18 protein-coding genes are annotated in these 21,745 nt (G+C 66.0%); 8 read left to right on the top strand and 10 right to left on the bottom strand.

Annotated elements, in window-relative coordinates:
* Nucleotides 1-31 precede the first annotated feature (31 nt).
* A complete protein-coding gene (rimO, locus tag IQ16_RS19645) occupies nt 32-1,351 on the top strand; it encodes a 30S ribosomal protein S12 methylthiotransferase RimO (RefSeq protein ID WP_018642047.1) in 1,320 nt (439 codons plus the stop codon).
* Nucleotides 1,352-1,575: 224 nt separating this feature from the next.
* Here rimO and IQ16_RS19640 read toward each other — a convergent pair whose 3' ends face one another.
* The 3 genes from IQ16_RS19640 to IQ16_RS19630 form a co-directional block, all read right to left on the bottom strand.
* Nucleotides 1,576-1,995 (bottom strand): carboxymuconolactone decarboxylase family protein, encoded by a 420-nt coding sequence (locus IQ16_RS19640; RefSeq protein ID WP_026311846.1) that lies wholly within the window; start codon nt 1,993-1,995, stop codon nt 1,576-1,578.
* Nucleotides 1,928-2,359 carry a MerR family transcriptional regulator gene (locus IQ16_RS19635; protein ID WP_018642049.1) on the bottom strand — a complete coding sequence of 144 codons (432 nt, stop codon included), beginning with the start codon at nt 2,357-2,359 and terminating at the stop codon, nt 1,928-1,930. Before IQ16_RS19635 ends, IQ16_RS19640 begins: the two co-directional genes overlap by 68 nt.
* A 156-nt stretch (nt 2,360-2,515) precedes the next feature.
* Nucleotides 2,516-3,463: a hypothetical protein gene (locus IQ16_RS19630; protein ID WP_018642050.1), complete on the bottom strand. Its 948-nt coding sequence runs from the start codon at nt 3,461-3,463 to the stop codon at nt 2,516-2,518.
* Nucleotides 3,464-3,587: 124 nt separating this feature from the next.
* Here IQ16_RS19630 and IQ16_RS19625 point away from each other — a divergent pair, with 124 nt between their 5' ends.
* Nucleotides 3,588-4,736: a tetratricopeptide repeat protein gene (locus tag IQ16_RS19625; RefSeq protein WP_145831688.1), complete on the top strand. Its 1,149-nt coding sequence runs from the start codon at nt 3,588-3,590 to the stop codon at nt 4,734-4,736.
* 282 nt (nt 4,737-5,018) lie between these two features.
* Nucleotides 5,019-6,215, top strand: coding sequence for an acetylornithine transaminase (locus tag IQ16_RS19620; RefSeq protein WP_018642051.1), 1,197 nt, complete (start codon nt 5,019-5,021; stop codon nt 6,213-6,215).
* 171 nt (nt 6,216-6,386) lie between these two features.
* On the opposite strand, the gene IQ16_RS19615 is transcribed toward IQ16_RS19620, so the two are convergent.
* The 3 genes from IQ16_RS19615 to pcsA form a co-directional block, all read right to left on the bottom strand.
* Nucleotides 6,387-7,361, bottom strand: a complete 975-nt coding sequence (locus IQ16_RS19615; RefSeq protein WP_018642052.1) for a quinone oxidoreductase family protein — start codon at nt 7,359-7,361, stop codon at nt 6,387-6,389.
* A 76-nt stretch (nt 7,362-7,437) separates the two neighbouring features.
* On the bottom strand, nt 7,438-8,172 hold the full coding sequence (locus IQ16_RS19610) for a TerC family protein (protein ID WP_018642053.1): 735 nt from the start codon (nt 8,170-8,172) through the stop codon (nt 7,438-7,440).
* The gene (pcsA, locus tag IQ16_RS19605; RefSeq protein WP_026311847.1) at nt 8,169-8,936 is read right to left on the bottom strand and encodes a phosphatidylcholine synthase; all 768 of its coding nucleotides are present in this window, start codon (nt 8,934-8,936) and stop codon (nt 8,169-8,171) included. The genes IQ16_RS19610 and pcsA overlap by 4 nt, the downstream gene beginning before the upstream one ends.
* Nucleotides 8,937-9,023: 87 nt before the next feature.
* Between pcsA and IQ16_RS19600 the strand changes: the two genes are divergently transcribed.
* Nucleotides 9,024-10,208 carry a UbiH/UbiF family hydroxylase gene (locus IQ16_RS19600; RefSeq protein ID WP_018642055.1) on the top strand — a complete coding sequence of 395 codons (1,185 nt, stop codon included), beginning with the start codon at nt 9,024-9,026 and terminating at the stop codon, nt 10,206-10,208.
* Between the two features lie 249 nt (nt 10,209-10,457).
* Here the strand turns inward: IQ16_RS19600 and IQ16_RS19590 are convergent, their stop codons facing one another.
* Nucleotides 10,458-11,411 carry an AEC family transporter gene (locus IQ16_RS19590; protein WP_018642056.1) on the bottom strand — a complete coding sequence of 318 codons (954 nt, stop codon included), beginning with the start codon at nt 11,409-11,411 and terminating at the stop codon, nt 10,458-10,460.
* A 106-nt stretch (nt 11,412-11,517) separates the two neighbouring features.
* Between IQ16_RS19590 and hspQ the strand changes: the two genes are divergently transcribed.
* Entirely contained in the window at nt 11,518-11,850 is a 333-nt protein-coding gene (hspQ, locus tag IQ16_RS19585; protein WP_018642057.1) for a heat shock protein HspQ, read from the top strand.
* A 77-nt stretch (nt 11,851-11,927) separates the two neighbouring features.
* On the opposite strand, the gene IQ16_RS19580 is transcribed toward hspQ, so the two are convergent.
* Complete coding sequence (locus IQ16_RS19580; RefSeq protein ID WP_018642058.1) at nt 11,928-12,755, bottom strand: invasion associated locus B family protein; 828 nt, start codon at nt 12,753-12,755, stop codon at nt 11,928-11,930.
* A gap of 259 nt (nt 12,756-13,014) precedes the next feature.
* On the opposite strand from IQ16_RS19580, the gene IQ16_RS19575 reads away from it, so the two are divergent.
* The 3 genes from IQ16_RS19575 (at nt 13,015) to IQ16_RS19565 (ending at nt 17,687) form a co-directional block, all read left to right on the top strand.
* Complete coding sequence (locus IQ16_RS19575; protein WP_026311848.1) at nt 13,015-14,871, top strand: extracellular solute-binding protein; 1,857 nt, start codon at nt 13,015-13,017, stop codon at nt 14,869-14,871.
* 4 nt (nt 14,872-14,875) lie between these two features.
* Nucleotides 14,876-16,378, top strand: coding sequence for a class I adenylate-forming enzyme family protein (locus IQ16_RS19570; RefSeq protein WP_026311849.1), 1,503 nt, complete (start codon nt 14,876-14,878; stop codon nt 16,376-16,378).
* 85 nt (nt 16,379-16,463) lie between these two features.
* Nucleotides 16,464-17,687, top strand: coding sequence for a hypothetical protein (locus tag IQ16_RS19565; RefSeq protein WP_018642061.1), 1,224 nt, complete (start codon nt 16,464-16,466; stop codon nt 17,685-17,687).
* A gap of 122 nt (nt 17,688-17,809) precedes the next feature.
* On the opposite strand, the gene mfd is transcribed toward IQ16_RS19565, so the two are convergent.
* Nucleotides 17,810-21,328, bottom strand: coding sequence for a transcription-repair coupling factor (gene mfd, locus IQ16_RS19555; protein WP_018642062.1), 3,519 nt, complete (start codon nt 21,326-21,328; stop codon nt 17,810-17,812).
* Nucleotides 21,325-21,615, bottom strand: a complete 291-nt coding sequence (locus tag IQ16_RS19550; RefSeq protein WP_018642063.1) for an FAD assembly factor SdhE — start codon at nt 21,613-21,615, stop codon at nt 21,325-21,327. Before IQ16_RS19550 ends, mfd begins: the two co-directional genes overlap by 4 nt.
* Nucleotides 21,616-21,745: the final 130 nt, after the last annotated feature.

Genomic DNA, 21,745 nt, shown 5'->3' with positions numbered 1-21,745 from the left:
GACAATTCAGATCTAGGCTCCAGGCGATACCATGGACAGAGCGCCCCGCATTTCATTCACGTCACTCGGTTGTCCCAAGGCATTGGTGGATTCCGAGCGCATCATCACGCGCCTGCGCGCGGAGGGCTACGAGCTCGCCCGCAAGCATGACGGGGCCGACATCGTCATCGTCAATACCTGCGGCTTCCTCGACAGCGCCAAGCAGGAGTCGCTGTCGGCGATCGGCGAGGCCATGGCCGAGAACGGCAAGGTGATCGTAACAGGCTGCATGGGCGCGGAACCCGAGCAGATCGAGCAGGCCTATCCGGGCGTGCTCTCCATCACCGGCCCGCAGCAATATGAGAGCGTGCTCGACGCCGTGCACCGCGCGCTGCCGCCGGCGCACAATCCGCATCTCGACCTGGTGCCGCCGCAGGGCATCAAGCTGACGCCGCGCCACTACGCCTATTTGAAGATCTCCGAGGGCTGCAACAATCGCTGCACCTTCTGCATCATCCCGAAGCTGCGCGGCGATCTGGTCTCGCGCCCGGCCGACGACGTGCTGCGCGAGGCCGAGCGCCTGGTCGGCGCCGGCGTCAAGGAGCTGTTGGTGATCTCGCAGGACACCTCGGCTTACGGCGTCGATCTGAAATATCCCGAGAGCCCGTGGAAGGACCGCCAGGTCCGCGCCAAATTCCTCGACCTCTCGCGCGAGCTGGGCGAGTTAGGTGCCTGGGTCCGCCTGCAATATGTCTACCCCTACCCGCATGTCGACGAGGTCATCGCGCTGATGAATGAGGGCAAGGTGCTGCCCTATCTCGACATCCCGTTCCAGCACGCGAGCCCCGAGGTGCTGAAGGCGATGAAGCGTCCGGCGGCGCAGGACAAGACGCTGGCGCGGATCAAGCGCTGGCGCGAAGAGTGCCCCGATCTCGCTTTGCGCTCCACCTTCATCGTCGGCTTCCCCGGCGAGACCGATGCCGACTTCGCCTATCTGCTCGACTGGCTCGATGAAGCCGAGATCGATCGCGTCGGCTGCTTCAAGTATGAGCCGGTCGCCGGCGCCACCTCGAACGCGATCGAGAATCCCGTTCCCGAAGAGGTCAAGCAGGAGCGCTACAACGCGCTGATGGCCCGACAGCAGAAGATCTCGGCGCGCCGGCTGAAGCGCAAGGTCGGCACGCGCCAGCAGATCATCATCGACGAGGTCGGCCCGACCGTCGCCAAGGGCCGCTCCAAGGCCGATGCGCCGGAGATCGACGGCGCGGTCTATCTGTCGAGCCGCCGCCCGTTGCGCGTCGGCGAGATCGTCACCGCGAAGATCGAGCGCGCAGACCAGTACGATCTGCACGGAAGCGTCGCGGGGTTTTGAGGGTAACCCTTCATTGCTGGCGCAGCGATGACCGCTCCGTCACCGTCATCCTGAGGCGCTCGCTCTGCGGCGCAACCGCGCCGTAGAGCGAGCCTCGAAGGAAGACGGCCCGGCGCCATACCGGCCGCTCATCCTTCGAGGCTCCCCATGGGACGCCTTGCGTCCCATGCCTCGCACCTCAGGATGACGGGTCCACTATCGCCTTTGCCGCGCTCGCGATGACGTCATGTCGCTTCTCCCGGCGCCTGCGGTCCGTCATGCGCGGAAAACGCCTCCTTGGCTGCGAACAACCCGTTCACCGCCGCCGGGAAGCCCGCATAAACGGCCATCTGCATGATGATTTCCACGATCTCGTCGCGAGACAGCCCGACATTCGGACCCGCCTCGATATGCACTTTGAGCTGAGGCGCGGCGTTTCCGAGCGCCGTCAGCGCTGCGATCGTCGCGATCTCTCGATCGCGCAGGCCGAGGTCCGGGCGGCTGTAAATGTCGCCGAAGGGAAACTCGATCACGTATCGTGCGAAATCCGGAGCGATGTCGGCGAGTGAGGCGACGACCTTTTCGCCGGCTCTGCCGTCAATGCGTGACAGGGCCCGCTGGCCGCGATCGAAGCGGCTTTCGGCTTGTGTTTGGGCGTGCGTCATTTTCCTTCGTCCTCTGTTCGTCGCCGGCATAGCCGGCGATCTTGGTATCAAGGACGAGCAGGCATTCCTGGAGTTCGGCAATCTGCGTGCGAACCTGTTCCCGGTGGATTTCCAGCATCTGCCGCCGGGCTGGCCCGGTGGCTTCGCCTTCATCACGAAGCGCCGCATAACGCAACATGTCCCGGATCGGCATTCCCGTGGTCTTGAGCCGACCGATGAACGTGATCCATGTGAGGATCGATGCGTCAAAGTCACGCTGGCCGGAACGATCCCGGTCTGCGTATGGCAGCAGCCCGATGCGCTCGTAGTAACGCAACGTGTGTGCCGACAAGCCGGTTCGTTTTGCGAGGTCGCCGATCTTCATGGGTGCCTGTTCTCGTACTGACGCACGTACAGATACCCCTTCGAGCGCGCTCTAAGTCAAGGGGGATCGAAGGTGCCGTTCCCGCGAGGTCAAGTTGGCACGACAGCAGGGATTTCGGCGCGCCGGGCGGGCGGCAGCATCACGGGATTCCGAGCTTCAGGATGCCGCCAGCCATTTCGGCACCCAGCGCTCCGGGCGTGGGGCGCGGGCGAGATCGGCTTTCGCCTCGGACAGCTTCGCCGGTTCGCCGTCGATGGTCGGGCGCAGATCGTATTCGAAGCTCGGCATGATGCGGCCATCGGCATAGAGTCCGAAATTCATCACGTACCACAGGCCAAGCTCGGGCTGCGCGCGGCGCATCCCCTCGCGCAGATCGCGCAGCAGGGATTCGATCGAGCCTGCTTCCTCGAACGGCTGCGGTCCGCGCGTCAGCACGCGGGCCTGGTATTGGGTCCCGACGATCGCGATCTCGAAACGCGTCTTGTCCCAGGGATTCTTGCCCTTGGGCAGATGGGCGGCAAGCCGCCAGCCGAGTTCGGCCATCAGGCGATGGTTGGCCCAATAGTCCTCGCGATCCCGGCTCCATTTCTCAACGAAACCGCGGAAATCGGGCAGCTCGGATGTGCCGTCGTCCGGCGCAGCCGCCTCGCCGGTCGGCCGTTCGGCGAGCCATTGCGCGAGCTCGACCGTCTGGCACTCGACCTCCTCATGCGGCTTGAGAACGCTCCAGGCCTTGTCGAATTGCTGCGACGTCAATTTTGCCAGCAGCCCGTCGAGGCTCGGTGCGAGCAACTCGTAATCGCCCTCCGATCCCAGTCCGACGATCGGCGGGTTGTCGCGGTCGAGACCGGCGCCATACCAGCCGCCGACAGCCGAGCCGTCGGGCAAGCGCATGAACAGCGAGAACCTGTCGCGCAACGGACTGCCGTCGACGATCGGCGCGGAATCGGAGAACTGGCCCTGCAGGGAGAAGCAGCCGACACTGCCCCAGGGGCGCCCCTTGAGCCAGCTGGCAAAGTCGACCAGCAGCGGCGGCGCTTCGCTTCCCGGCGGAAACGCGCCGCGAATGCTGTCGAGATCAATCGGGTAAGGGGTATCGGACAAGGCTGAAAACTGTCTGGTTGGTCCCGTCTCCCTTGGTCTGAGCCGAGTCGCATTCGGTTCGAACCAATTGGCGTCCGTTGATCACAAACGCGCTAGAGGCTCAATGGTTTCTATGCGGTGATCGATGAAAAACAATCACAAGGTTGGTATCCGGAGCGGGCTGTACGCGATTGGCACAGCATTGATCCTGCTCGCGCTTCCCGCCGCTGCCCAGTCCCAGTCACCCACGCAGGCGCGGCAATGGTGCTTTGCCACCGACAAGATCAGCGACGAGCAGCGCCTCGCCGGCTGCTCGGCGGTGCTGAGAACCAACCCATCCCATGCGCGGGCGCTTGCCAACCGCGGCGAAACCTTCCGGCGCAAGGGCGACATGGAGCGGGCTTTGGCCGATCTCAATCGCGCCATCGATCTCGAGCCGAGGGACGCCATCGCCTGGTACAATCGCGGCATTATCTATGACGATCTCGGCGATCGCGACCACGCCATCGCGGACTATACGAGCGCGATCCGGCTCGAGCCCAATGACGCGCAATACTACAACAACCGCGGTAATTCCTACTCCGGCAAGGACGACTACGAGCGCGCGATCGCCGATTACGATCAGGCCATCAAGCTCGATCCGAAATTCGCGCTGGCCTATTACAACCGCGGCTCGACCTATCGCGAGCACGACGAGACCGATCGGGCGCTCGCCGATCTCGACATGTCGATCAAGCTCGACCCGAATTACGGGCCGGCCTATGGCAATCGTGCGCGGATCTATCGCGACAAGGGCGACCGGGCGCGGGCGCTGGCCGATTTCGGCAAGTCGATCGCGCTCAACCCGAACAACGACATCGATCTCATCGGCCGCGCGGACATGTATTTCGATCAGCACGATTATGCGCTGGCCCTGGAGAATTACGACCGCGCGATCAAGGCCAATCCGCGCTATGCCGGCGTGTTCAATTCGCGCTGCATGACGCGCGCGATCCTCGGACGTTTGCAGGAGGCGCTGGCCGATTGCGAGCAGTCGCTGCGAATGGCGCCCAACGACCCTGATACGCTCGACAGCCGCGCCTTCACCTATCTCAAGCTCGGCAACCTCGACGCGGCGATTGCCGACTATGACGCAGCGCTGGGCACCAGGCCGAAGTTCGACAGTTCACTCTACGGCCGCGGGCTTGCGAAGCGGAAGAAGGGCGACAACGAGGGCTCCGAGCGCGACATCGCAGCGGCGAAAGCGATCAACGCCGGCATCGCCGACGTGTTCGCCCGATACGGCGTAGAGTGAAGAACTCGTCATCGCCGATGCACGCCGGGCGGGAGTCTTGCAAAACGCCCCGCTTGACAAGTCCTGGCATTCGGCTGTAGGGACGCGCCCCATGATCAACTCTCGGACCCACCGCCGCGCAGCTTTCCGTCGTCGCACCCGCGACGATGATGGGTTGCGCCATGTCCGACGACGCCGCTGAACACCTGAATTCAGCATAGTTTTCGAGAAGGCCGCACCCGCAAAGTGCGGCCTTCTTGCTTTTCGCGCGCCTTTTTCCACCCGCCTCCAGAGGAGTTCGACATGACCACCGCCACCCATCCGTATGACGCGCTGATGGACATCACCGCACGGCCCAAGGCCGTGTTCGTCCGCGGTGCCGGCTCCTACCTCTGGGACGACGGCCGCAAGCGCTATCTCGATTTCGTGCAGGGCTGGGCCGTCAACTGCCTCGGTCACTCCCCGCCGGCGATCGCCGACGCGCTCGCCGCGCAAGCCAAGCGGCTCTTGACGCCAAGCCCGGCGTTCTACAACGAGCCGAGCCTCAAGCTGGCGCAGGCGCTGGTCGAGAACAGCGCGTTCGACCAGGTGTTCTTCGCCAATTCCGGCGCGGAAGCCAACGAGGGTGCGATCAAGCTCGCGCGCAAATATGGCAGCCTGCACAGGAACGGCGCGTTCGAGATCATCAGCTTCGAAGGCGGCTTCCACGGCCGGACGCTGGCGACGATGTCGGCCTCGGGCAAGAAGGCGTTCGAGCCGCTGTTCGAGCCGAAAGTATCGGGCTTCAAGAAGGCGAAGCTGAACGACATCGCCTCGGTCGAGAAGCTGATCAACGCCAACACCGTCGCCGTGATGCTCGAGCCGATCCAGGGTGAATCCGGCGTGTGGCCGGCGACCGATGCGTTCCTGCGGGAGCTGCGCGCGCTGACCGAAGCGCACGGCCTGCTGCTCATTTTCGACGAGATCCAGACCGGCATGGGCCGGACCGGAAAGCTCTTCCACTATGAGCACGCCGGGATTTCGCCCGACATCATGACGCTCGGCAAGGGCATCGGCGGCGGCGTGCCGCTCGCGGCCCTGCTCGCGACCGAGCGCGCCTCGTGCTTCGAGCATGGCGACCAGGGCGGCACGTTCAACGGCAACCCGATCATGTGCGCGGCGGGGCTTGCGGTGCTGGAGGAGGTCAAGAAGCCCGACTTCCTGAAGTCGGTCACCGAGACCGGCCTCCTGCTCGAAAGCGAGCTGCAGAAGGTCTCGGCCCGGCACGGGCTCGGCGGCGTGCGGGGACGTGGCCTGCTGCTGGCGCTCGACCTCAAGCTGCCGATCGCGCCAGGGATCGTCGCGCAGGCATTCGAGGCCGGCGTGCTGCTGAACGCGCCGCAGGTGGATACGCTGCGCTTCATGCCGGCGCTGAATGTCACGAAGGGAGAGATCGCCGAGATGATCGATTGTCTCGACGGGATCTTGACGAAAGCTGGGGCGGCGAGACGAGTGGCGTGACGACAGTCTCGTGCCCCGGACGCAGCGCAGCGCCCCTTCGGCGGTGCGCTGCAGAGCCGGGACCTATCTCTCCGCAGAATCCCGTGCCGCCTCCTGGGTCCCGGCTCTGCGCAGCAGCGTAAGAACGCTGCAGCGCGTCCGGGACACGAGAGCGGAGAACGACGTCGAGACCTACGGCTTCAAAATCGACGCGCCCGTGGTCTTGCGGCTTTCGAGATCGATGTGCGCCTTCGCGGCATCTTTCAGAGCGTAGGCATGGTTGATCGGCACGTGCAGCTTGCCGTTGATGACGGCGGCGAACAGCGTGTCGGCGCCTTCCAGCAGTTCCTTGCGCGTGCCGATATAGTCGTTGAGCTTCGGCCGCGTCGCGAACAGCGAGCCGTGATTGTTGAGCTCGGCGATCGAGAACGGCGGCACGGGGCCTGACGCATTGCCGAAGGAGACGAACATGCCGCGCGGCTTCAGGCAGGACAGCGAGCCCGGGAAGGTCGCCTTGCCGACGCCGTCATAGACGACGTCGCAGCCCTCGTTGCGGCTGATCTGCTTGACGCGGGCGACGAAGTCTTCCTCGTTGTAGAGGATGACGTGGTCGCAGCCATTGGCCTCGGCAAGCTCGGCCTTCTCGCGGGAGCCGACGGTGCCGATGACATGGGCGCCGAGCGCCCTCGCCCATTGGCAGGCCAAGAGGCCGATACCGCCGGCGGCGGCGTGGATCAGCACGCGGTGGTGCGGCTCGACCTTGAAGGTCTTGTGCAGGAGATACCACACCGTCAGCCCCTTCAGCATCAGCACGGCGCCCTGCTCGTGGGTGATGTGATCGGGCAGCTTGACCAGCTTCTCCCAGGGGAGGTTGCGCTCGCCGGTATAGGCACCCAGGTTGTGGTAATAGGCGACGCGGTCGCCGGGATGGAAATGCGTGACGCCCGGCCCGACCGCAACCACCTCGCCCGAGGCCTCGTTGCCGGCGATGAAGGGCAGCCCCGGCGCCTTGTAGAGGCCAGTGCGATAATAGACGTCGATGAAGTTGAGGCCCACCGCGTGCTGGCGGATGCGCACCTCGCCGGCAGCAGGCGCCGGCACCTCGACGCTCTCATAGACCAGGGCTTCGGGACCCCCGACCTTGTGCACCCGGACGGCTTTGGTCATCGCCTGACCTCCTCTTCTCCAAGGCTGAGCGAAAGACATCGCGCCCGCCTTGTCAACTCAACGCCCACGGGAACGGCTAGACCGACGCCCTGCGCGCCTTCCTGCGGTTGCGCTTGGCCAGCACGTTGAAGAATTCGACCGCCGCCGAGAACGCAATTGCGAAATAGATGTAGCCGCGCGGGATGTGGAATTTGAATCCGTCCGCGACCAGCGCGACGCCGATCAGCACCAGGAAGGCCAGCGCCAGCATCTTCGTGGTCGGATGCTCGGCGACGAATCGCGACACCGGCCCGGACGAAATGTACATGATCAGGCAGGCGATCACGACGGCCGCGATCATGATCTCGATGTCCTGTGCCATACCGATCGCGGTGATGATCGAGTCCAGCGAGAACACGATGTCGATGATCACGATCTGGACGATCACCCAGAAGAAGGCGCTGCCGCCGGATTGCTCATCGCCCTCGTCGTCATCGGCCTCGACCTCGGCGTGAATCTCGTGCGTCGCCTTCGCGATCAGGAACAGGCCGCCGCCGATCAGGATCAGGTCGCGCCACGAGAAGTCGTTAGCTGCAAACGAGAACACCGGCGCGGTCAGGCCGATCAGCCAGACCAGCACGCTGAGCAGGATGATGCGGAAGATCAGCGCCAGCGCCAGCCCGATCTGGCGGGCGCGGTTCGCCTGCTGTTCCGGGATGCGCGAGACGATCACCGACAGGAAGATGACGTTGTCGATGCCGAGCACGATCTCGAGCGAGGTCAGGGTGAGCAGCGCGGCCCACGCCTCGGGGCTGGTGATCAGATGCATCATACGAAGGATCTTGCGAAGCGGATCAACGCGTCGCTGAAGCTGATCCAGAGCGCGATCGCGCACAGTGCAGCCGTCACAACGGGGCCGACGTGGAAGTCCATGTCCAGCGTGTAGAGGGACAAGAGCGCCCAGATCGCGATCAGCGACATCGTCAGCCAGCGCAGCCGCACGACTCGGACCGGATGCAGCACATGGAACGGCACGAAGGTCAGCACCACCAGGGCCGTGACCAGCAGCGTGGACCACAGCGGCGACCAGTGCAGCAGGAACAGATAGAATGCCGCCGCATTCCATAGCGCCGGGAAACCGCGGAAGTGATTGTCGTCGGCCTTCATGCGCAGATCGGCGAAATATAATGCGCTGGTGACGATGATGGCGACGCCGAGCACGGGCGCCGCGACCGGCAGCAACAGCCCGCTCGCCACGATCGCATAGGCCGGCACGAACACATAGGTGACGAAGTCGACCACGAGATCGAGCACGTCGCCCGACCAGTTGGGCTGCACGTTCTTGACGTCGAGCCGGCGCGCAATCGGACCGTCGATCGCGTCGATGATCAACGCGACGCCGAGCCATTGAAACATCGCCGCCCAGTGCTCGCGCACGGCCTCCAGCATCGCGAGCAGCGCGATCGCCGCACCGAAGGCGGTGAAGATATGCACCGAGAACGCCGCGGCACGGATCGCGGGTGTCGGCTTCAGGGAATCCTCTCGGCTGTCCATGGCTTCTGCTATCAGAATGGGGCCGATTTGCACATAAGCCATTGCGGCGCCCGACCACACAATTCGCCATAAAACCTAGGAAAAATAGGTGGGCTTGAATTTGCCGCGGGGCGTGTCATTTGTCGTTCCATGACAGACGTATCGACACTTTTTGACGCAGCCGTGATCGGCGGCGGACCGGCCGGCCTTAGCGCGGCCATTGCGCTGGCGCAGGCGGGCGCACGGACCGCGCTGGTGGCGCGGCGCCTGCCCTATGCCGACAACCGCACCACCGCGCTGCTGGGGGCCTCCGTCGATCTGCTGGAGAGCCTCGACGTCTGGCCGCGCTGCAGGGACAAGGCGGCAGCGCTCGAAGTCATGCGGCTCGTCGACGACACCGGCCGGCTGTTCCGCAGCCCCGAGGTCCGTTTCTCCTGTCACGAAATCGAGCTCGACGCCTTCGGCTACAACATCGACAACCGCTCGCTGATGCTGGCGCTGGAAGAGCGCGCGGCCGAGTTGCCCGGGGTCGTCCGTTTCGACGACGAGGCCGAGAGCGTCGTCATCGAAGCCGACGATGTCGCGATCCGCACGGCCTCCGCGCAATTCCTCTCGGCCCGGCTCGTCGTCGGCGCCGACGGCCGGCATTCGCTGTGCCGGGAGGCCGCCGGCATCGCCGTGACGCGGCGCGAGCTGACGCAGACCGCGCTGACCTTCAACGTCGGCCACACGCGGCCGCATCGCAACGTCTCGACCGAGTTCCACACGCCGCACGGGCCCTGCGTGTTCGTGCCCCTGCCCGGCGACCGCTCCAGCATCGTCTGGGTCTCGGCGCCGGCGGACGCCGCGCGGTTGCGCGGCCTGAGCGACGAGGAGCTGTCCGCCGCGATCGAGAAGCAGTCGCATTCGATCCTGGGACGCATGACGGTCGAGCCCGGGCGCAACCTGTTCCCGCTGGCGATCGAGCGTCCAAGATCCTTCGGCCGCGATCGCATCGCGCTGGTCGGGGAAGCCGCCCATGTGGTCCCGCCGATCGGCGCCCAAGGCCTCAATCTCGGCCTGCGCGATGCCGCCGACATCGCGCGGCTTGCGGGCGAAGCGCTCGCGGCGGGCCAGGATCCCGGCGCGGACGACGTGCTCAAACGCTATGATCGCGCCCGGCGGCCCGACATCCTGAGCCGGACCTTTGCGATCGACATCGCCAACCGTTCCCTGCTCAACGATTTCCTGCCGCTCCAGCCGGTCCGCGCCGTCGGCATGCACCTGCTCGGCGCCATCGGCCCGCTCCGGCGTTTCGCCATGCGCGAAGGTCTGACGCCGACCTGGCGAAGGTAGCTCTACGAAGCCAAAATTTTTGAATTGAGGGATTGGCCGCAGGCACGGTGCAACCTCTCCCGCTTGCGGGGGAGGTCGGCGCGGAGCGCCGGGTGGGGGCTCTCTCCTCCCAGAGATTTCCTCGGCAGACCTCTGACAATCCCGACGCGGAGACACCCCCTCCCCAACCCTCCCCCGCAAGCGGGAGAGGGAGCGCACCTGCCGAGCGGCAAGCGACGAACCTCAATCCCATCGCGCTGCGCACGCCCCTCACGGAAACGCCAGCCGTCCCGTCTGGATCGCCCACATCACGCTGGTCAGCGTGACCACCGACGCGAACGTCCCGAGCAGCACGGCGACGGAGGCTGACTCGATCCAGGCATCGTTCTGCCGGGCGATGACGAATACGTTCAACGCCGGCGGCAGCGAGGCCATCAGCACGGCGGTCGCGGCCCAGGGCTGCGCGAACGGGCCGAACGCCAGCATCAGGCCGAACGCTGCGAGCGGATGAATCAGGAGCTTGACCGCAATCACGCCGGGCACCTCCCACGGCACGCGGTCGAACGGGCGGAGCGCCACGGTCACGCCGAGCACGAACAGCGCGGTCGGCGCGGCCGCGTTCTGGAGGAAGATGATGGTGCGGTCGAGCGCAACCGGCAGCTCGATGTGGAGCGCCGCCACCGCCGCGCCGAAGCAGGCCGACATGATCAGCGGGTTGAGCACGATCTGCTTCAGCACCACGCCGAACGCGTGCACGATGGAGGGATGGTCGCGGTCGGAGAGCTCGATCAGGAGCGGCACGATCGTGAACAGGAAGATGCTGTCGCAGCAGAAGATCAGCGCGGTCGGCGCCGCGGCCTTCGTCCCAAGCACTGCGAGCGCCAGCCCCGGTCCCATGTAGCCGATGTTGCCGTAGCCGCCGGAGAGACCGGCGAGCGTCGCCTCGCGCAATGTCAGGCGTCCCAGCACCTTGCCGACGACCAGCGCGAGCGTGAACGCGGCCACCGTCGACAGCGTGGTTGCGATCAGGAACGGCGGGTTGTTCAGCTCGGCAAACGGCGTCTTCGACATGATCGCGAACAGCAGCGCCGGCAGCGACACGTAGAGCAGGAAGAAGTTCATCCAGGCGAGGCCCGATTCCGGCAAGGCCTTGACCTTGCCGCAGGCGAAACCAACGAAGATCAGGCCAAAATAAGGTAGAGCCAGGTTGAGGATATCGACCATTGATGAAGTGTTTTCTGAGGACTTGGGGGCTATCCGCCCCTTACGCGAAGGTTAATTCCCGCTAAGGCCACTAGCATCGGCCACAATCCTGGTCTATCGACGGGGAATGATTAAAGCGAGGACCGCCAAATTCCAGATCGGACAGGTCGTCCGCCACCGGATCTTCTCGTTCCGGGGCGTGATCTTCGACATCGATCCGGAATTCAACAACACCGAGGAGTGGTGGCTGTCGATTCCCGAGGAGGTGCGGCCCCACAAGGACCAGCCGTTCTACCACCTGCTCGCGGAGAACGCGGAGTCCGAATACGTCGCCTATGTCTCCGAGCAGAACCTGCTGCCGGACGATTCGGGCGAGCCGGTCCGGCATTCCCAGGTCGCCGAGATCTTCATCAAGGACAAGACCGGCGGCTACCGCCCGCGCAATCCGTCGCTGAACTGATCTTCGCCCGGACACGGCGGGTCAGCAAAAAAGGCGCTCGAATGAGCGCCTTTTTCATGTCCGGGATTTGATCCCAATTACTTCTGGGCGGTCGGAGGAGCGCCGGGCGCGCCACCCTGCTGCTCGAGCTTCTTGCGCTGCTCGTCAGCCTTCTTCTGAAGCTCTTCCTGGAGTTTCTTCTGGGTTTCCTCGAACACCTTCGGATCGGTCGGCGGACCGTCATAGGCCTTCTGGAATTCGCCGGCGAGCGGCAGCGGCAGGGTCAGCGGCGCGCCGTTGGCGTTGATCGCCTGGACAACCAGATTCTGGCCCTTCTTCATGCTGGCGATGAGCTCGGGCGTGGCCTCGTAATCGGACATGCAGCCGTTCTGGAAGCAGATCACATAGGGCTGCTGCAGCGGTGCGTTGCTATCCACGATGATCCGGGTGCCGTGGACCAGCTGCATGCCGAGCGGCAGCGTCACGCGCAGGATCTTCTTGGGCTCGCCTTCCGGCTCGATGATCACGGCGGCGATGACCGGCTGGCCCGATTCGATGCGGCCGTCCTTGCCGGTGAAGCAGACCTGCTTGGCGTTGGCGTCCTGGCCCTTGAGGCAGAACTTGGTCCAGGGGGCATAGATCAGCTGGATCTGCTGGTCCGCGGGCTGGGCTGCGCCCTGCTGCGCCGGAGCGCCCTGGGCAGGAGCTTGGGCGGGCGCCTGGGCCGCTGGGGCCGGAGCCTTGGGGGCCGCCTTCGGAGCGGCCTTAGGAGCCGCCGGAGCCGCCTTGGGCGCGGCGGGCGCACCGGGAGCCGGCGCCGGGGTCTGGGCTTCGGCGGCAAACGGGACGACCAATGCCGTCGCCGTCAACAAGGCGAGAAGTCGCCCGCGCGGCCGGACGGACGCGGCCAAATAACGGAAATTCATTGCAGAAAACCCTTTCTGAACGGGAAGCGCCCGAACCGCTCCGAAGCGCCGAACAAGCCGCTTTGGGCGCGGCTCTCTCCCCGTCAAATGAGGCGGATACGTGACGGGCTCGGCGCTCTTGCGCGATTGGGTGCCTTCTTAGCGTGGCCGACGAAAAGATCAATGCCGACAAGCGTCTTTGACCACATCCGCAGCTACGCCCAGTGAAATTCCCTGTGATAGGATTCAGGCCTGCCGGTCCTCGAATCAACGTGTGCCGATGTTCATGTTCCAGCGCCTCTTCGAGGGCCCCGGTCTCCGCCTCTGCATGCTTGCCCTTGCGCTCAGTTCGGCGCTCACTTGGGGCCTGTCGGCGGGCGCCGTACGGGCCGAGGAGGCCCATGCCATCGCCATGCACGGCAAGCCGGCGATGCCCGCCGATTTCACCCATATGCCCTACGCCAATCCCGATGCCCGCAAGGGCGGCCGGCTGACCTGGGGCATTCTCGGAACCTTCGACAGTCTCAATCCCTTCATCGTGAAGGGATTGCCCGTGCATCAGATGCGTAGCTACGTCGTCGAGAGCCTGCTTGCGCGCGGCCAGGACGAGCCGTTCACGCTCTACGGCCTCCTCGCCAGGTCCGTCGAGACCGACGACGACCGGACCTTCGTGACGTTCCGCCTCGATCCCCGCGCCCGATTCTCCGACGGCAAGCCGGTAACGGCCGAGGACGTGCTGTTCTCCTGGCAGCTGCTGCGCGACCGCGGCCGCCCGAACCTGCGGCAATACTACGCCAAGGCCACCAAGGCTGAGGCAACCGATCCCCTCACCGTCCGCTTCGATCTCACCGGGGCCAATGACCGGGAGCTGCCGCTGATCCTCGGCCTGATGCCGATCCTGCCGAAGCATGCGGTCGATGTCGCGACCTTCGAGGAGACGACGCTAACGGGGCCGGTTGGCTCCGGCCCCTACCGCGTCACGGCGGTGAAAGCCGGCGCCAGCGTGACGCTCACGCGCAATCCCGACTATTGGGGCCGCGACCTCGCCATCAATCGCGGGCTCTACAATTTCGATGAGATCAGGCTCGATTATTTCCGCGAGGCCAACGGACAGTTCGAGGCTTTCAAGCGCGGCCTCTACGATTTCCGCGTCGAGAACGAGCCGCTGCGCTGGCACGACGGCTACGACTTTCCGGCCGCCAGAAGCGGCGAGGTGATCCGCGACACCGTCAAGCCCGGCGTGCCGCAGCCTTCCGAATTCCTGGTCTTCAACACCCGCCGTCCGATCTTTGCCGACATCCGCGTGCGCCGAGCCCTGACGCTGCTGTTCGATTTCGAGCTGGTCAACCGCAACTACTTCTTTGGCCTCTACTCGCGCGTCGCCGGCTATTTCGCCGGCTCGGAGCTGTCGGCCTATGGCAGGCCTGCGGATGCGCGCGAGCGCGAACTGCTCAAGCCGTTCGCCGCGCAGATCCCGCCCGAGATCATGGACGGCAGCTACCGCCTGCCCGTGACCGATGGTTCGGGCCGCGACCGCACCACGCTGCGCGCCGCGCTGAAACTGCTGTCGGAAGCCGGCTACGATCTCGACGGCACGGTGCTGCGCAACCGCACGACCAGGGCGCCCTTCACCTTCGAGATCATGGTCACGACCCGCGACCAGGAGCGCATCGCGCTCGCCTTCCAGCGCGACCTCAGGCGCGCGGGCATCGAGGCCAGCGTGCGCGCGGTCGATCCCGTGCAATTCGACCAGCGCCGGCTCGCTTACGAGTTCGACATGATCCAGAACCGCTGGGACCAGTCGCTGTCGCCCGGCAACGAGCAGTATTTCTATTGGGGCAGCGCTGCCGCCGACAATCCGGGCACCCGCAACTACATGGGCGCCAGGGATCCCGCCGTCGACGCCATGATCGGCGCCCTGCTGGAGGCCCGTGAACATACGGAATTCGTCTCGGCGGTGCGCGCACTCGACCGCGCCCTGATCGCGGGCTGCTACACAATCCCGCTGTTTAACGTATCCGAGCAATGGATCGCGCGCTGGAATCGGATAGAACGGCCAAAGGCCACCGCGCTGTCCGGCTATTTGCCGGAAACCTGGTGGTCGAAGGGTGAGCCTCAAGCGACGCAAGCGAAGTGACGCCGTGAACCAGCCAGCCGTATCGCCGACGCTCGACACGCTGTTTCAGCGCACGCTGATGCGGCAGCCGCACGCCACCGCTCTGCTCGATCCGCTCAACAAGGCGCGCATCACCGGACATCAGCCGCGGCGGATGACCTACACCGAGGCCGACACCGCCATCGAGGCACTGTCGGCCCATTTCGTCGAATCGGGCCTGCCGGCCAATTCCGTCATCGCGATCCAGTTGCCCAACACGGTCGAGTTCGTGCTCACCGTGCTCGCCGCCCATCGCGCCGGCCTCGTCGTTGCCGTGCTGCCGCTGCTGTGGCGGCATGCGGAGCTGACCGCAGCGCTCAACCGCACCGCGGCGCGCGCCATCGTCACCATGAGCACGGTCGACGGCGTCGGCTATGCCGACCTCGCGATGCACGCCGCCGCCGAGGCGTTCTCGATCCGTCATGTCTACGGATTCGGACGCGACCTGCCCGAAGGCATGGCCTCGCTCGACGACGTCCTGGCCCGACCGCCCGGCACCTCGCGCGCCGTGATCCAGGACGGCCGCAAGGCGGCGATGATCTCCTTCGACGTCACGGCGGAGGGCTTTCGCCCTGTGCCGCGGCCGCATTTCAGCCTGATCGCCGGCGCTCTCGCGATGTCGCTCGAAGCCGACATCAAGCAGGGCGCAACCGTGATGGCGGCGTTCACGCCGATGTCGTTTGCGGGCCTCGCCTCTTCGCTGGCGGTGTGGCTGTTATCGGGCGGCACGCTGGCGCTGCATCATCCGTTCGAGAACGACGTGCTGGAGCAGCAGATCAACGAGCACGAATGCGAGGTGCTGATCGCGCCGGCGCAGCTCGCGCTGCGGCTGGGCGATGCCGACCTCGCGGCGCGAATGCCGACGTTACGCAACGTCGTCGGCCTGTGGCGCGCTCCGGAGCAGGTGGCGGCGAGCGATGCCTGGATCGCGCCGCATGCTCCGCTCACCGACGTCTATCTGTTCGGCGAGGCCGGACTGTTCGGCGCCCGCCGCGGCGAGGACGGCATGCCTGTGCCGGTGATGCCCGGGCCGCACGGCGCGCCGCGCGAGCAGGCCGGCTCCTCCATCGCCGGCGAGATCCTGCTGACGCCGAAGGGCACGCTCGGCCTGCGCGGGGCGATGGTGCCGATCGCGGCCTATGCCCCGCCGCAACCGGTCGGCGAGACGCTGATCGCGCAGCCGCCGCGCGATTATGTCGATACCGGCTATGCGGCGCGGCTCGACCGGGCGAGCGGCGCGATCTGTATCACCGCACCACCCTCCGGCATCATGGCTGTCGGCGGGTACCGCTTCCTCTCCAACGACCTCCAGGAATGGGCGCGCCGGCTCGGCCAGGGCGCCCTGCTCACCGCGCTGCCCGACCGCCTCTCCGGCCACCGGCTGGCAGGGCGCGCCCTGGACAATGCCCGCGCCCGCGAGGCGCTCAGCGAGCTCGGGCTTAACCCCCTGATGGTCGAGGCATTTCGCGACCGCTCCGGGCCGGGCTGAGCACAGTTTCGGTGCTTCCGTTGACGCCGCATTAAGGCGGCCAAACTAGATTGCGCGGCAGCTGTTGCGTGATCAGAGTTGTTCGATGTCCCAGGCGGGCCCGATCCTGTTTGTGTCCAATGCCGAGCGCCCCGCCTTCGTTGCGGCGCTGGACGAGGCCCGGCTCTTCCCCGTGGTCGACACCGACTGGGCCAGCGCGACGCGGGCGGTCGAGCAGGTGCAGCCGGCTGCGGTCCTCGCCGCGATGCACAGCGGACATGAGCCGCATCTGGCACTGCTCGCCAGGAAGATCGCCGACCAATCGCCCTACCTTCCCTTCGTGGCCCTCGATGCGGCGGGCACACTGCCGCACAACGCCCTGCCCTTTGCTTCGCGCGCCGGCCATCCCGATCGCCTGAGTGCGCGTTTACGCGCTGCGCTGCGCGTCCGCACGTTGCATTCGACGGTGCTGCGCCGACTGCCCGAGACGAAGATTGCGCTGCCCGCGGGCGATCCGTCGCGCGATGCCACTGTGCTGCTGATCGGCCGCGGAGCGGCCTATCCCGCGCTGTCCGTCGCACTCGGCGAGCGCGTCGGCGTGGTCGGCGCGCTCTCGATCGAGGCGGCGGCGAAACATCTCAACACCCGCGACATCGACGGCGTCGTGCTCGCCGAAGGGTTTACCGCGCGCGTGACCGACGCCTTCCTCACCGTGCTCGCCGAGGACACCCGCTTCCGCACCCTGCCCGTAGTCGTCACCGCGCACCAGCTCGTGCAAAGCTACGACCTGCCCAATCTCGAACTGATCGCTGGCGAGCCGGCGAAGGTCGCCGCCAACGCGCTGCCGCTGATCCGCCAGCACGCGATGGAAGCGCAGTTGAGCCGCACGCTGCGCTCGATCGACGCCGGCGGCTGGCTCGACCCGCGCAGCGGCCTGCTCACGACGGAAGCCTTCGCCCGCGACTTTGCCAAGGCGGTCGAGCAGGCGCTGGCCCGCGGCGGCGGCCTGTCGGTGGCGCGCTTCGCCTTCGATCCCAACAATCCCCGCGCCCAGCTCGATGCCGCACGCATCCTCAGCCGCCTGATGCGGCAGATGGATTTCGGTGCGGCCCAGAAGGACGGCTCGGTCATCGTCGTATTCGCCGAGACCGACTTCCGCACCGCGCATATGATCGCGCGCCGCCTCTCGGCGGTGATGCGGCACACGTCGAACGGCAAGCACGAGATGCGCAGTGATCCCGTGGTCAGCGTGGACTCGCTGTCGCCGTCGGATACGGCAAGGTCGCTGCTGGCGCGGCTGTCGGCCGATGCGTCGAGGGCGGCGTCGTAGTCACGACCTCGCTGCCGTAGGGTGGGCAAAGGCGCGCTTGCGCCGTGCCCACCATCTCTCCGCCATGACGGAAGCGGTGGGCACGCTTCGCTTTGCCCACCCTACGAGATCTCGCTTCGCGCCTACGCCGCCTTCTTGCTTTCCGCGAGCTGCGCGAGCTGGCGCATGATCTCGGTGGTGCCGGCGAGACGGTCTTCCGGCGTCTCCCAATCCTGCAGGAACACCACCTTCATGTCGGGCCGCACCTTGGCGGCCTGGCCGTAGCTGCGGATGAAGGTCACGAGGCGATCGGGATAGGCGAAGGAATTGTCGCGGAAGACGATGACGGCGCCCTTCGGGCCGGCGTCGATCTTCTCGACATTGGCCCTGCGGCAGAACGCCTTGATCGCGGCGACCTTGAACAGGTAGCGCACCTCGTCCGGCAGCACGCCGAAGCGGTCGCGCATCTCGGCGCCAAAATTCTCGATCTCCTCCTCGGTGTCGAGATCGGCGAGGCGCCGGTACAGCGACAGCCGCACCGAGAGATCGCTGACGTAATCCTCGGGGATGAGCACGGGCATGCCGATCGTGATCGACGGCGACCAGCGGTCGGCGGCAGGCTCGGAGACGCCGGCCTTGAGGTTGACGATCGCCTCCTCCAGCATCGATTGGTAGAGCTCGAAGCCGACCTCCTTGATGTGGCCGGACTGCTCTTCGCCGAGCAAATTGCCGGCGCCGCGGATGTCGAGATCGTGCGAGGCGAGCTGGAAACCCGCACCCAGCGTCTCCAGCGATTGCAGCACGGTGAGCCGGCGCTCGGCCTGCACCGTGATCTTCTGCTGCGCCGGCAGCGTGAACAGCGCGTACGCCCGCAGCTTGGAGCGGCCGACGCGGCCGCGAAGCTGATAGAGCTGGGCCAGGCCGAACATGTCGGCGCGATGCACGATCAGCGTGTTGGCGTTGGGAATGTCGAGGCCGGATTCGACGATCGTGGTCGACAGCAGGATGTCGAACTTGCCGTCGTAGAACGCGGTCATGATGTCCTCGATCACGGCGGGCGGCATCTGCCCGTGCGCGACCGCGACCTTCATCTCCGGCACGTTCTTGTCGAGGAAATCCTTGACCTCGGCGAGATCGTCGATGCGCGGCACCACGTAGAACGCCTGGCCGCCGCGGTAGCGCTCGCGCAAGAGCGCCTCGCGGATCATCAGCGGATCGTGCGGGGCGACGAAGGTGCGGACCGCGAGGCGATCGACTGGGGGCGAAGCGATGATCGAGAGCTCGCGGACGCCGGTCAGCGCCAATTGAAGCGTGCGCGGGATCGGCGTCGCCGACAGCGTCAGCACGTGCACCTCGGAACGAAGCGCCTTCAGCCGTTCCTTATGGGTAACGCCAAAATGCTGCTCCTCGTCGACGATGACGAGGCCGAGATCGCGGAATTTGATGGCCTTGCCGAGCAGCGCGTGGGTGCCGACGACGATGTCGACGGAGCCGTCGGCGATGCCCTTCTTGACCTGGTTCAGCTCCTTGGTCGCGATCAGGCGTGACGCCTGCGCCACGTTCACCGGAAAGCCCTTGAAACGCTCGGTGAAGGTTTTGGCGTGCTGGCGCGCCAGCAGCGTGGTCGGCACCACGACAGCGACCTGCTTGCCTTCGAGCGCAACGGCAAACGCCGCGCGCAACGCCACCTCGGTCTTGCCGAAGCCGACGTCGCCGCAGATCAGCCGATCCATGGGACGGCCGAGCTCGAGGTCCTTCAGGGTCGATTCGATCGCCCCTAACTGGTCCTCGGTCTCGTCATAGGGGAAGCGCGCGCAGAACTCGTCATAGAGGCCCTGCTGCACCGGCAGCTTGGGCGCCTCGTGCAGATGACGCGCGGCAGCGATCTTGATCAGCTCACCCGCGATCTCGCGGATGCGGTTCTTGAGTTTCGCCTTGCGGGTCTGCCAGCCCGAGCCACCCAGACGATCCAGCTCGACCGTGGTCTGGTCCGAGCCGTAGCGCGACAGCAGCTCGATGTTCTCGACGGGCAGGAACAGCTTGGTCTCGGCCGCATAATGCAGCTCGAGGCAGTCATGCGGCGCGCCGGCAACATCCAGGGTCTGCAGGCCGATGAAGCGGCCGATGCCGTGCTCGACATGGACGACGATGTCGCCGGCGGCAAGGCTCGTCACCTCCGAGATGAAATTATCGAGCTTGCGGCTCGCCTTGCGCGGCCGCACCAAGCGGTCGCCAAGAATGTCCTGCTCGCTGATGATGGCGATCTCGTCGGTCTCGAAACCGCTCTCGAGGCCGAGCACGGCGAGCATGGTCTCGTTGCGCGGGGTTGCCTGCACCGTGCGCCAGCTGTTGACGCTGGTGGTATGGGCGAGCTTGTGATCGCGCAGCATCGAGGTCATGCGGTCGCGCGAGCCTTCGGTCCACAGCGCGATCACGATCTTCTTGCGCTGGGCCTGCAGCGCCATGACGTGGCTGACGACGGACTCGAACACGTTGACGGTGGTGTCGTTGCGCTCCGGCGCGAAGTCGCGGCCCTTGCGTGCGCCGGCATCGACGACGCTCGTTCCGTCCGTCGGCACCGAGAACGGCGTCAGACGCGCCAGCGGGATATCGCCGAGACGCTTGGCCCATTCCTCATCGGTCAGGTACAGCCGATCGGGCGGCAGCGGCTTGTAGATGGCGCCGCCGCCGGGATGCTCCATCGCCTCGCGGCGGGCCTGATAGTAGTCGAGGATCTGCTTGAAGCGCTCGCGGACGGCGTCCTCGGCCTGCGGCTCGATCGCGATGGCTGCCCCTTGCAGATAATCGAACAGCGTGTCCATCCGGTCCTGGAACAGCGGCAGCCAGTGCTCCATGCCGGGATGGCGGCGGCCCTCGCTGACGGCCTCGTACAGTGCATCGTCGCGCTCGGGCGCGCCGAACTCGGAGACATAGCCCATACGGAAACGACGGATGGTGTCGGTGACGAGCTGGAACTCGGAGACCGGCACGAGGTCGAGCGAGCGCATGTCGAGCAGCGTGCGCTGGGTCTCCGCGTCGAACGAGCGGATCGATTCCAGGCTGTCGCCGAAGAAGTCGAAGCGGACCGGCTGCTCGAGGCCGGCCGGAAACAGGTCCAGGATGCCGCCGCGCACGGCATATTCGCCGGGCTCGCGCACGGTGGAGGAGCGATTGTAGCCGTTATGCTCGAGCCAGGCGACGACGGCGTCCATCGGCACGACATTGCCCGGCGCGACCGACAGCGCCTGCGCCGCAACGAGCTCGCGCGCAGGCACGCGCTGCACCACGGCGTTCACCGTGGTCAGCACGATCAGCGGCTTGTCGCTGCCGGTGAGCGAGGCGAGCCGCGCCAGCGTGGTCAGGCGCTGCGCGAGAATGCCGCCATGCGGCGAGACCCGGTCATAGGGCTGACAGTCCCAGGCCGGAAAGGTCAGCAACGGAAGATCCGGCGCAAAGAATCTGAGCGCGCGCTCGAGCTGCTGCATGCGCCCGCCGTCGCGGCAGACCACGGCGAGGCTGACGGCCGGCTTCTTCGGCCGCGCCGCGATGGCGCGGGCGAGATCGGAGACGACAAGGCCTTCGGCGCCCTCGGCGACATTGGCGAGCGTCAGCGCGCGGCCGGGCGTGAGCAGCTCGGCCGGCGATTTCATCCCCTGCTTCATGCGTTGCCGTCCGCGATCGGAAACGCCTTGATGCGGGCGAACAGCGCGCCGGCGACATCGGCCGGCAGCACCTTGTCGCCGGTGATGGCGGCATAGAGATCGGGATCGTTGACCTCGAGCAGGGTCTCGAGCTCACCGAGCTCGGCCTCGGACAGGTTGCCGATCTCCGCATCCGCAAAGCGGCCGAGGATCAGGTCCATCTCGCGCGTGCCGCGGTGCCAGCAGCGGAACAGAAGCCGCTTGCGGCGGTCATCCAGCCCGCTGCTCGATCGTGTCGTTCCCGTCATGTTGCAAATCCAGTCAAACGCAGAAAGCCCGGACGTGCCGGGCGGGGGTGATATAGCCACTCGAGGTGCCCATGTCAGCCCTCGATTTGAGCCCTGATTTGTTTTGGCCCTCCGCCCGCATCGGGACGCG

The organism is Bradyrhizobium huanghuaihaiense, from assembly GCF_007830635.1.
Lineage (GTDB): Bacteria > Pseudomonadota > Alphaproteobacteria > Rhizobiales > Xanthobacteraceae > Bradyrhizobium > Bradyrhizobium huanghuaihaiense.
Note: the sequence above shows the minus strand (reverse complement) of the source record. Positions and strands in the feature narration are given on the sequence as shown.

Coding starts and splice junctions, on each gene's coding strand:
- IQ16_RS19625 (WP_145831688.1), top strand. CDS start 3,588: ATGAAAAACAATCACAAGGTTGGTATCCGGAGCGGGCTGTACGCGATT.
- rimO (WP_018642047.1), top strand. CDS start 32: ATGGACAGAGCGCCCCGCATTTCATTCACGTCACTCGGTTGTCCCAAG.
- hspQ (WP_018642057.1), top strand. CDS start 11,518: ATGATTAAAGCGAGGACCGCCAAATTCCAGATCGGACAGGTCGTCCGC.
- IQ16_RS19575 (WP_026311848.1), top strand. CDS start 13,015: ATGTTCATGTTCCAGCGCCTCTTCGAGGGCCCCGGTCTCCGCCTCTGC.
- mfd (WP_018642062.1), bottom strand. CDS start 21,328: ATGAAGCAGGGGATGAAATCGCCGGCCGAGCTGCTCACGCCCGGCCGC.
- IQ16_RS19640 (WP_026311846.1), bottom strand. CDS start 1,995: ATGACGCACGCCCAAACACAAGCCGAAAGCCGCTTCGATCGCGGCCAG.
- IQ16_RS19600 (WP_018642055.1), top strand. CDS start 9,024: ATGACAGACGTATCGACACTTTTTGACGCAGCCGTGATCGGCGGCGGA.
- IQ16_RS19615 (WP_018642052.1), bottom strand. CDS start 7,361: ATGACCAAAGCCGTCCGGGTGCACAAGGTCGGGGGTCCCGAAGCCCTG.
- IQ16_RS19620 (WP_018642051.1), top strand. CDS start 5,019: ATGACCACCGCCACCCATCCGTATGACGCGCTGATGGACATCACCGCA.
- IQ16_RS19610 (WP_018642053.1), bottom strand. CDS start 8,172: ATGATGCATCTGATCACCAGCCCCGAGGCGTGGGCCGCGCTGCTCACC.
- IQ16_RS19590 (WP_018642056.1), bottom strand. CDS start 11,411: ATGGTCGATATCCTCAACCTGGCTCTACCTTATTTTGGCCTGATCTTC.
- IQ16_RS19635 (WP_018642049.1), bottom strand. CDS start 2,359: ATGAAGATCGGCGACCTCGCAAAACGAACCGGCTTGTCGGCACACACG.
- IQ16_RS19565 (WP_018642061.1), top strand. CDS start 16,464: ATGTCCCAGGCGGGCCCGATCCTGTTTGTGTCCAATGCCGAGCGCCCC.
- IQ16_RS19580 (WP_018642058.1), bottom strand. CDS start 12,755: ATGAATTTCCGTTATTTGGCCGCGTCCGTCCGGCCGCGCGGGCGACTT.
- pcsA (WP_026311847.1), bottom strand. CDS start 8,936: ATGGCTTATGTGCAAATCGGCCCCATTCTGATAGCAGAAGCCATGGAC.
- IQ16_RS19550 (WP_018642063.1), bottom strand. CDS start 21,615: ATGACGGGAACGACACGATCGAGCAGCGGGCTGGATGACCGCCGCAAG.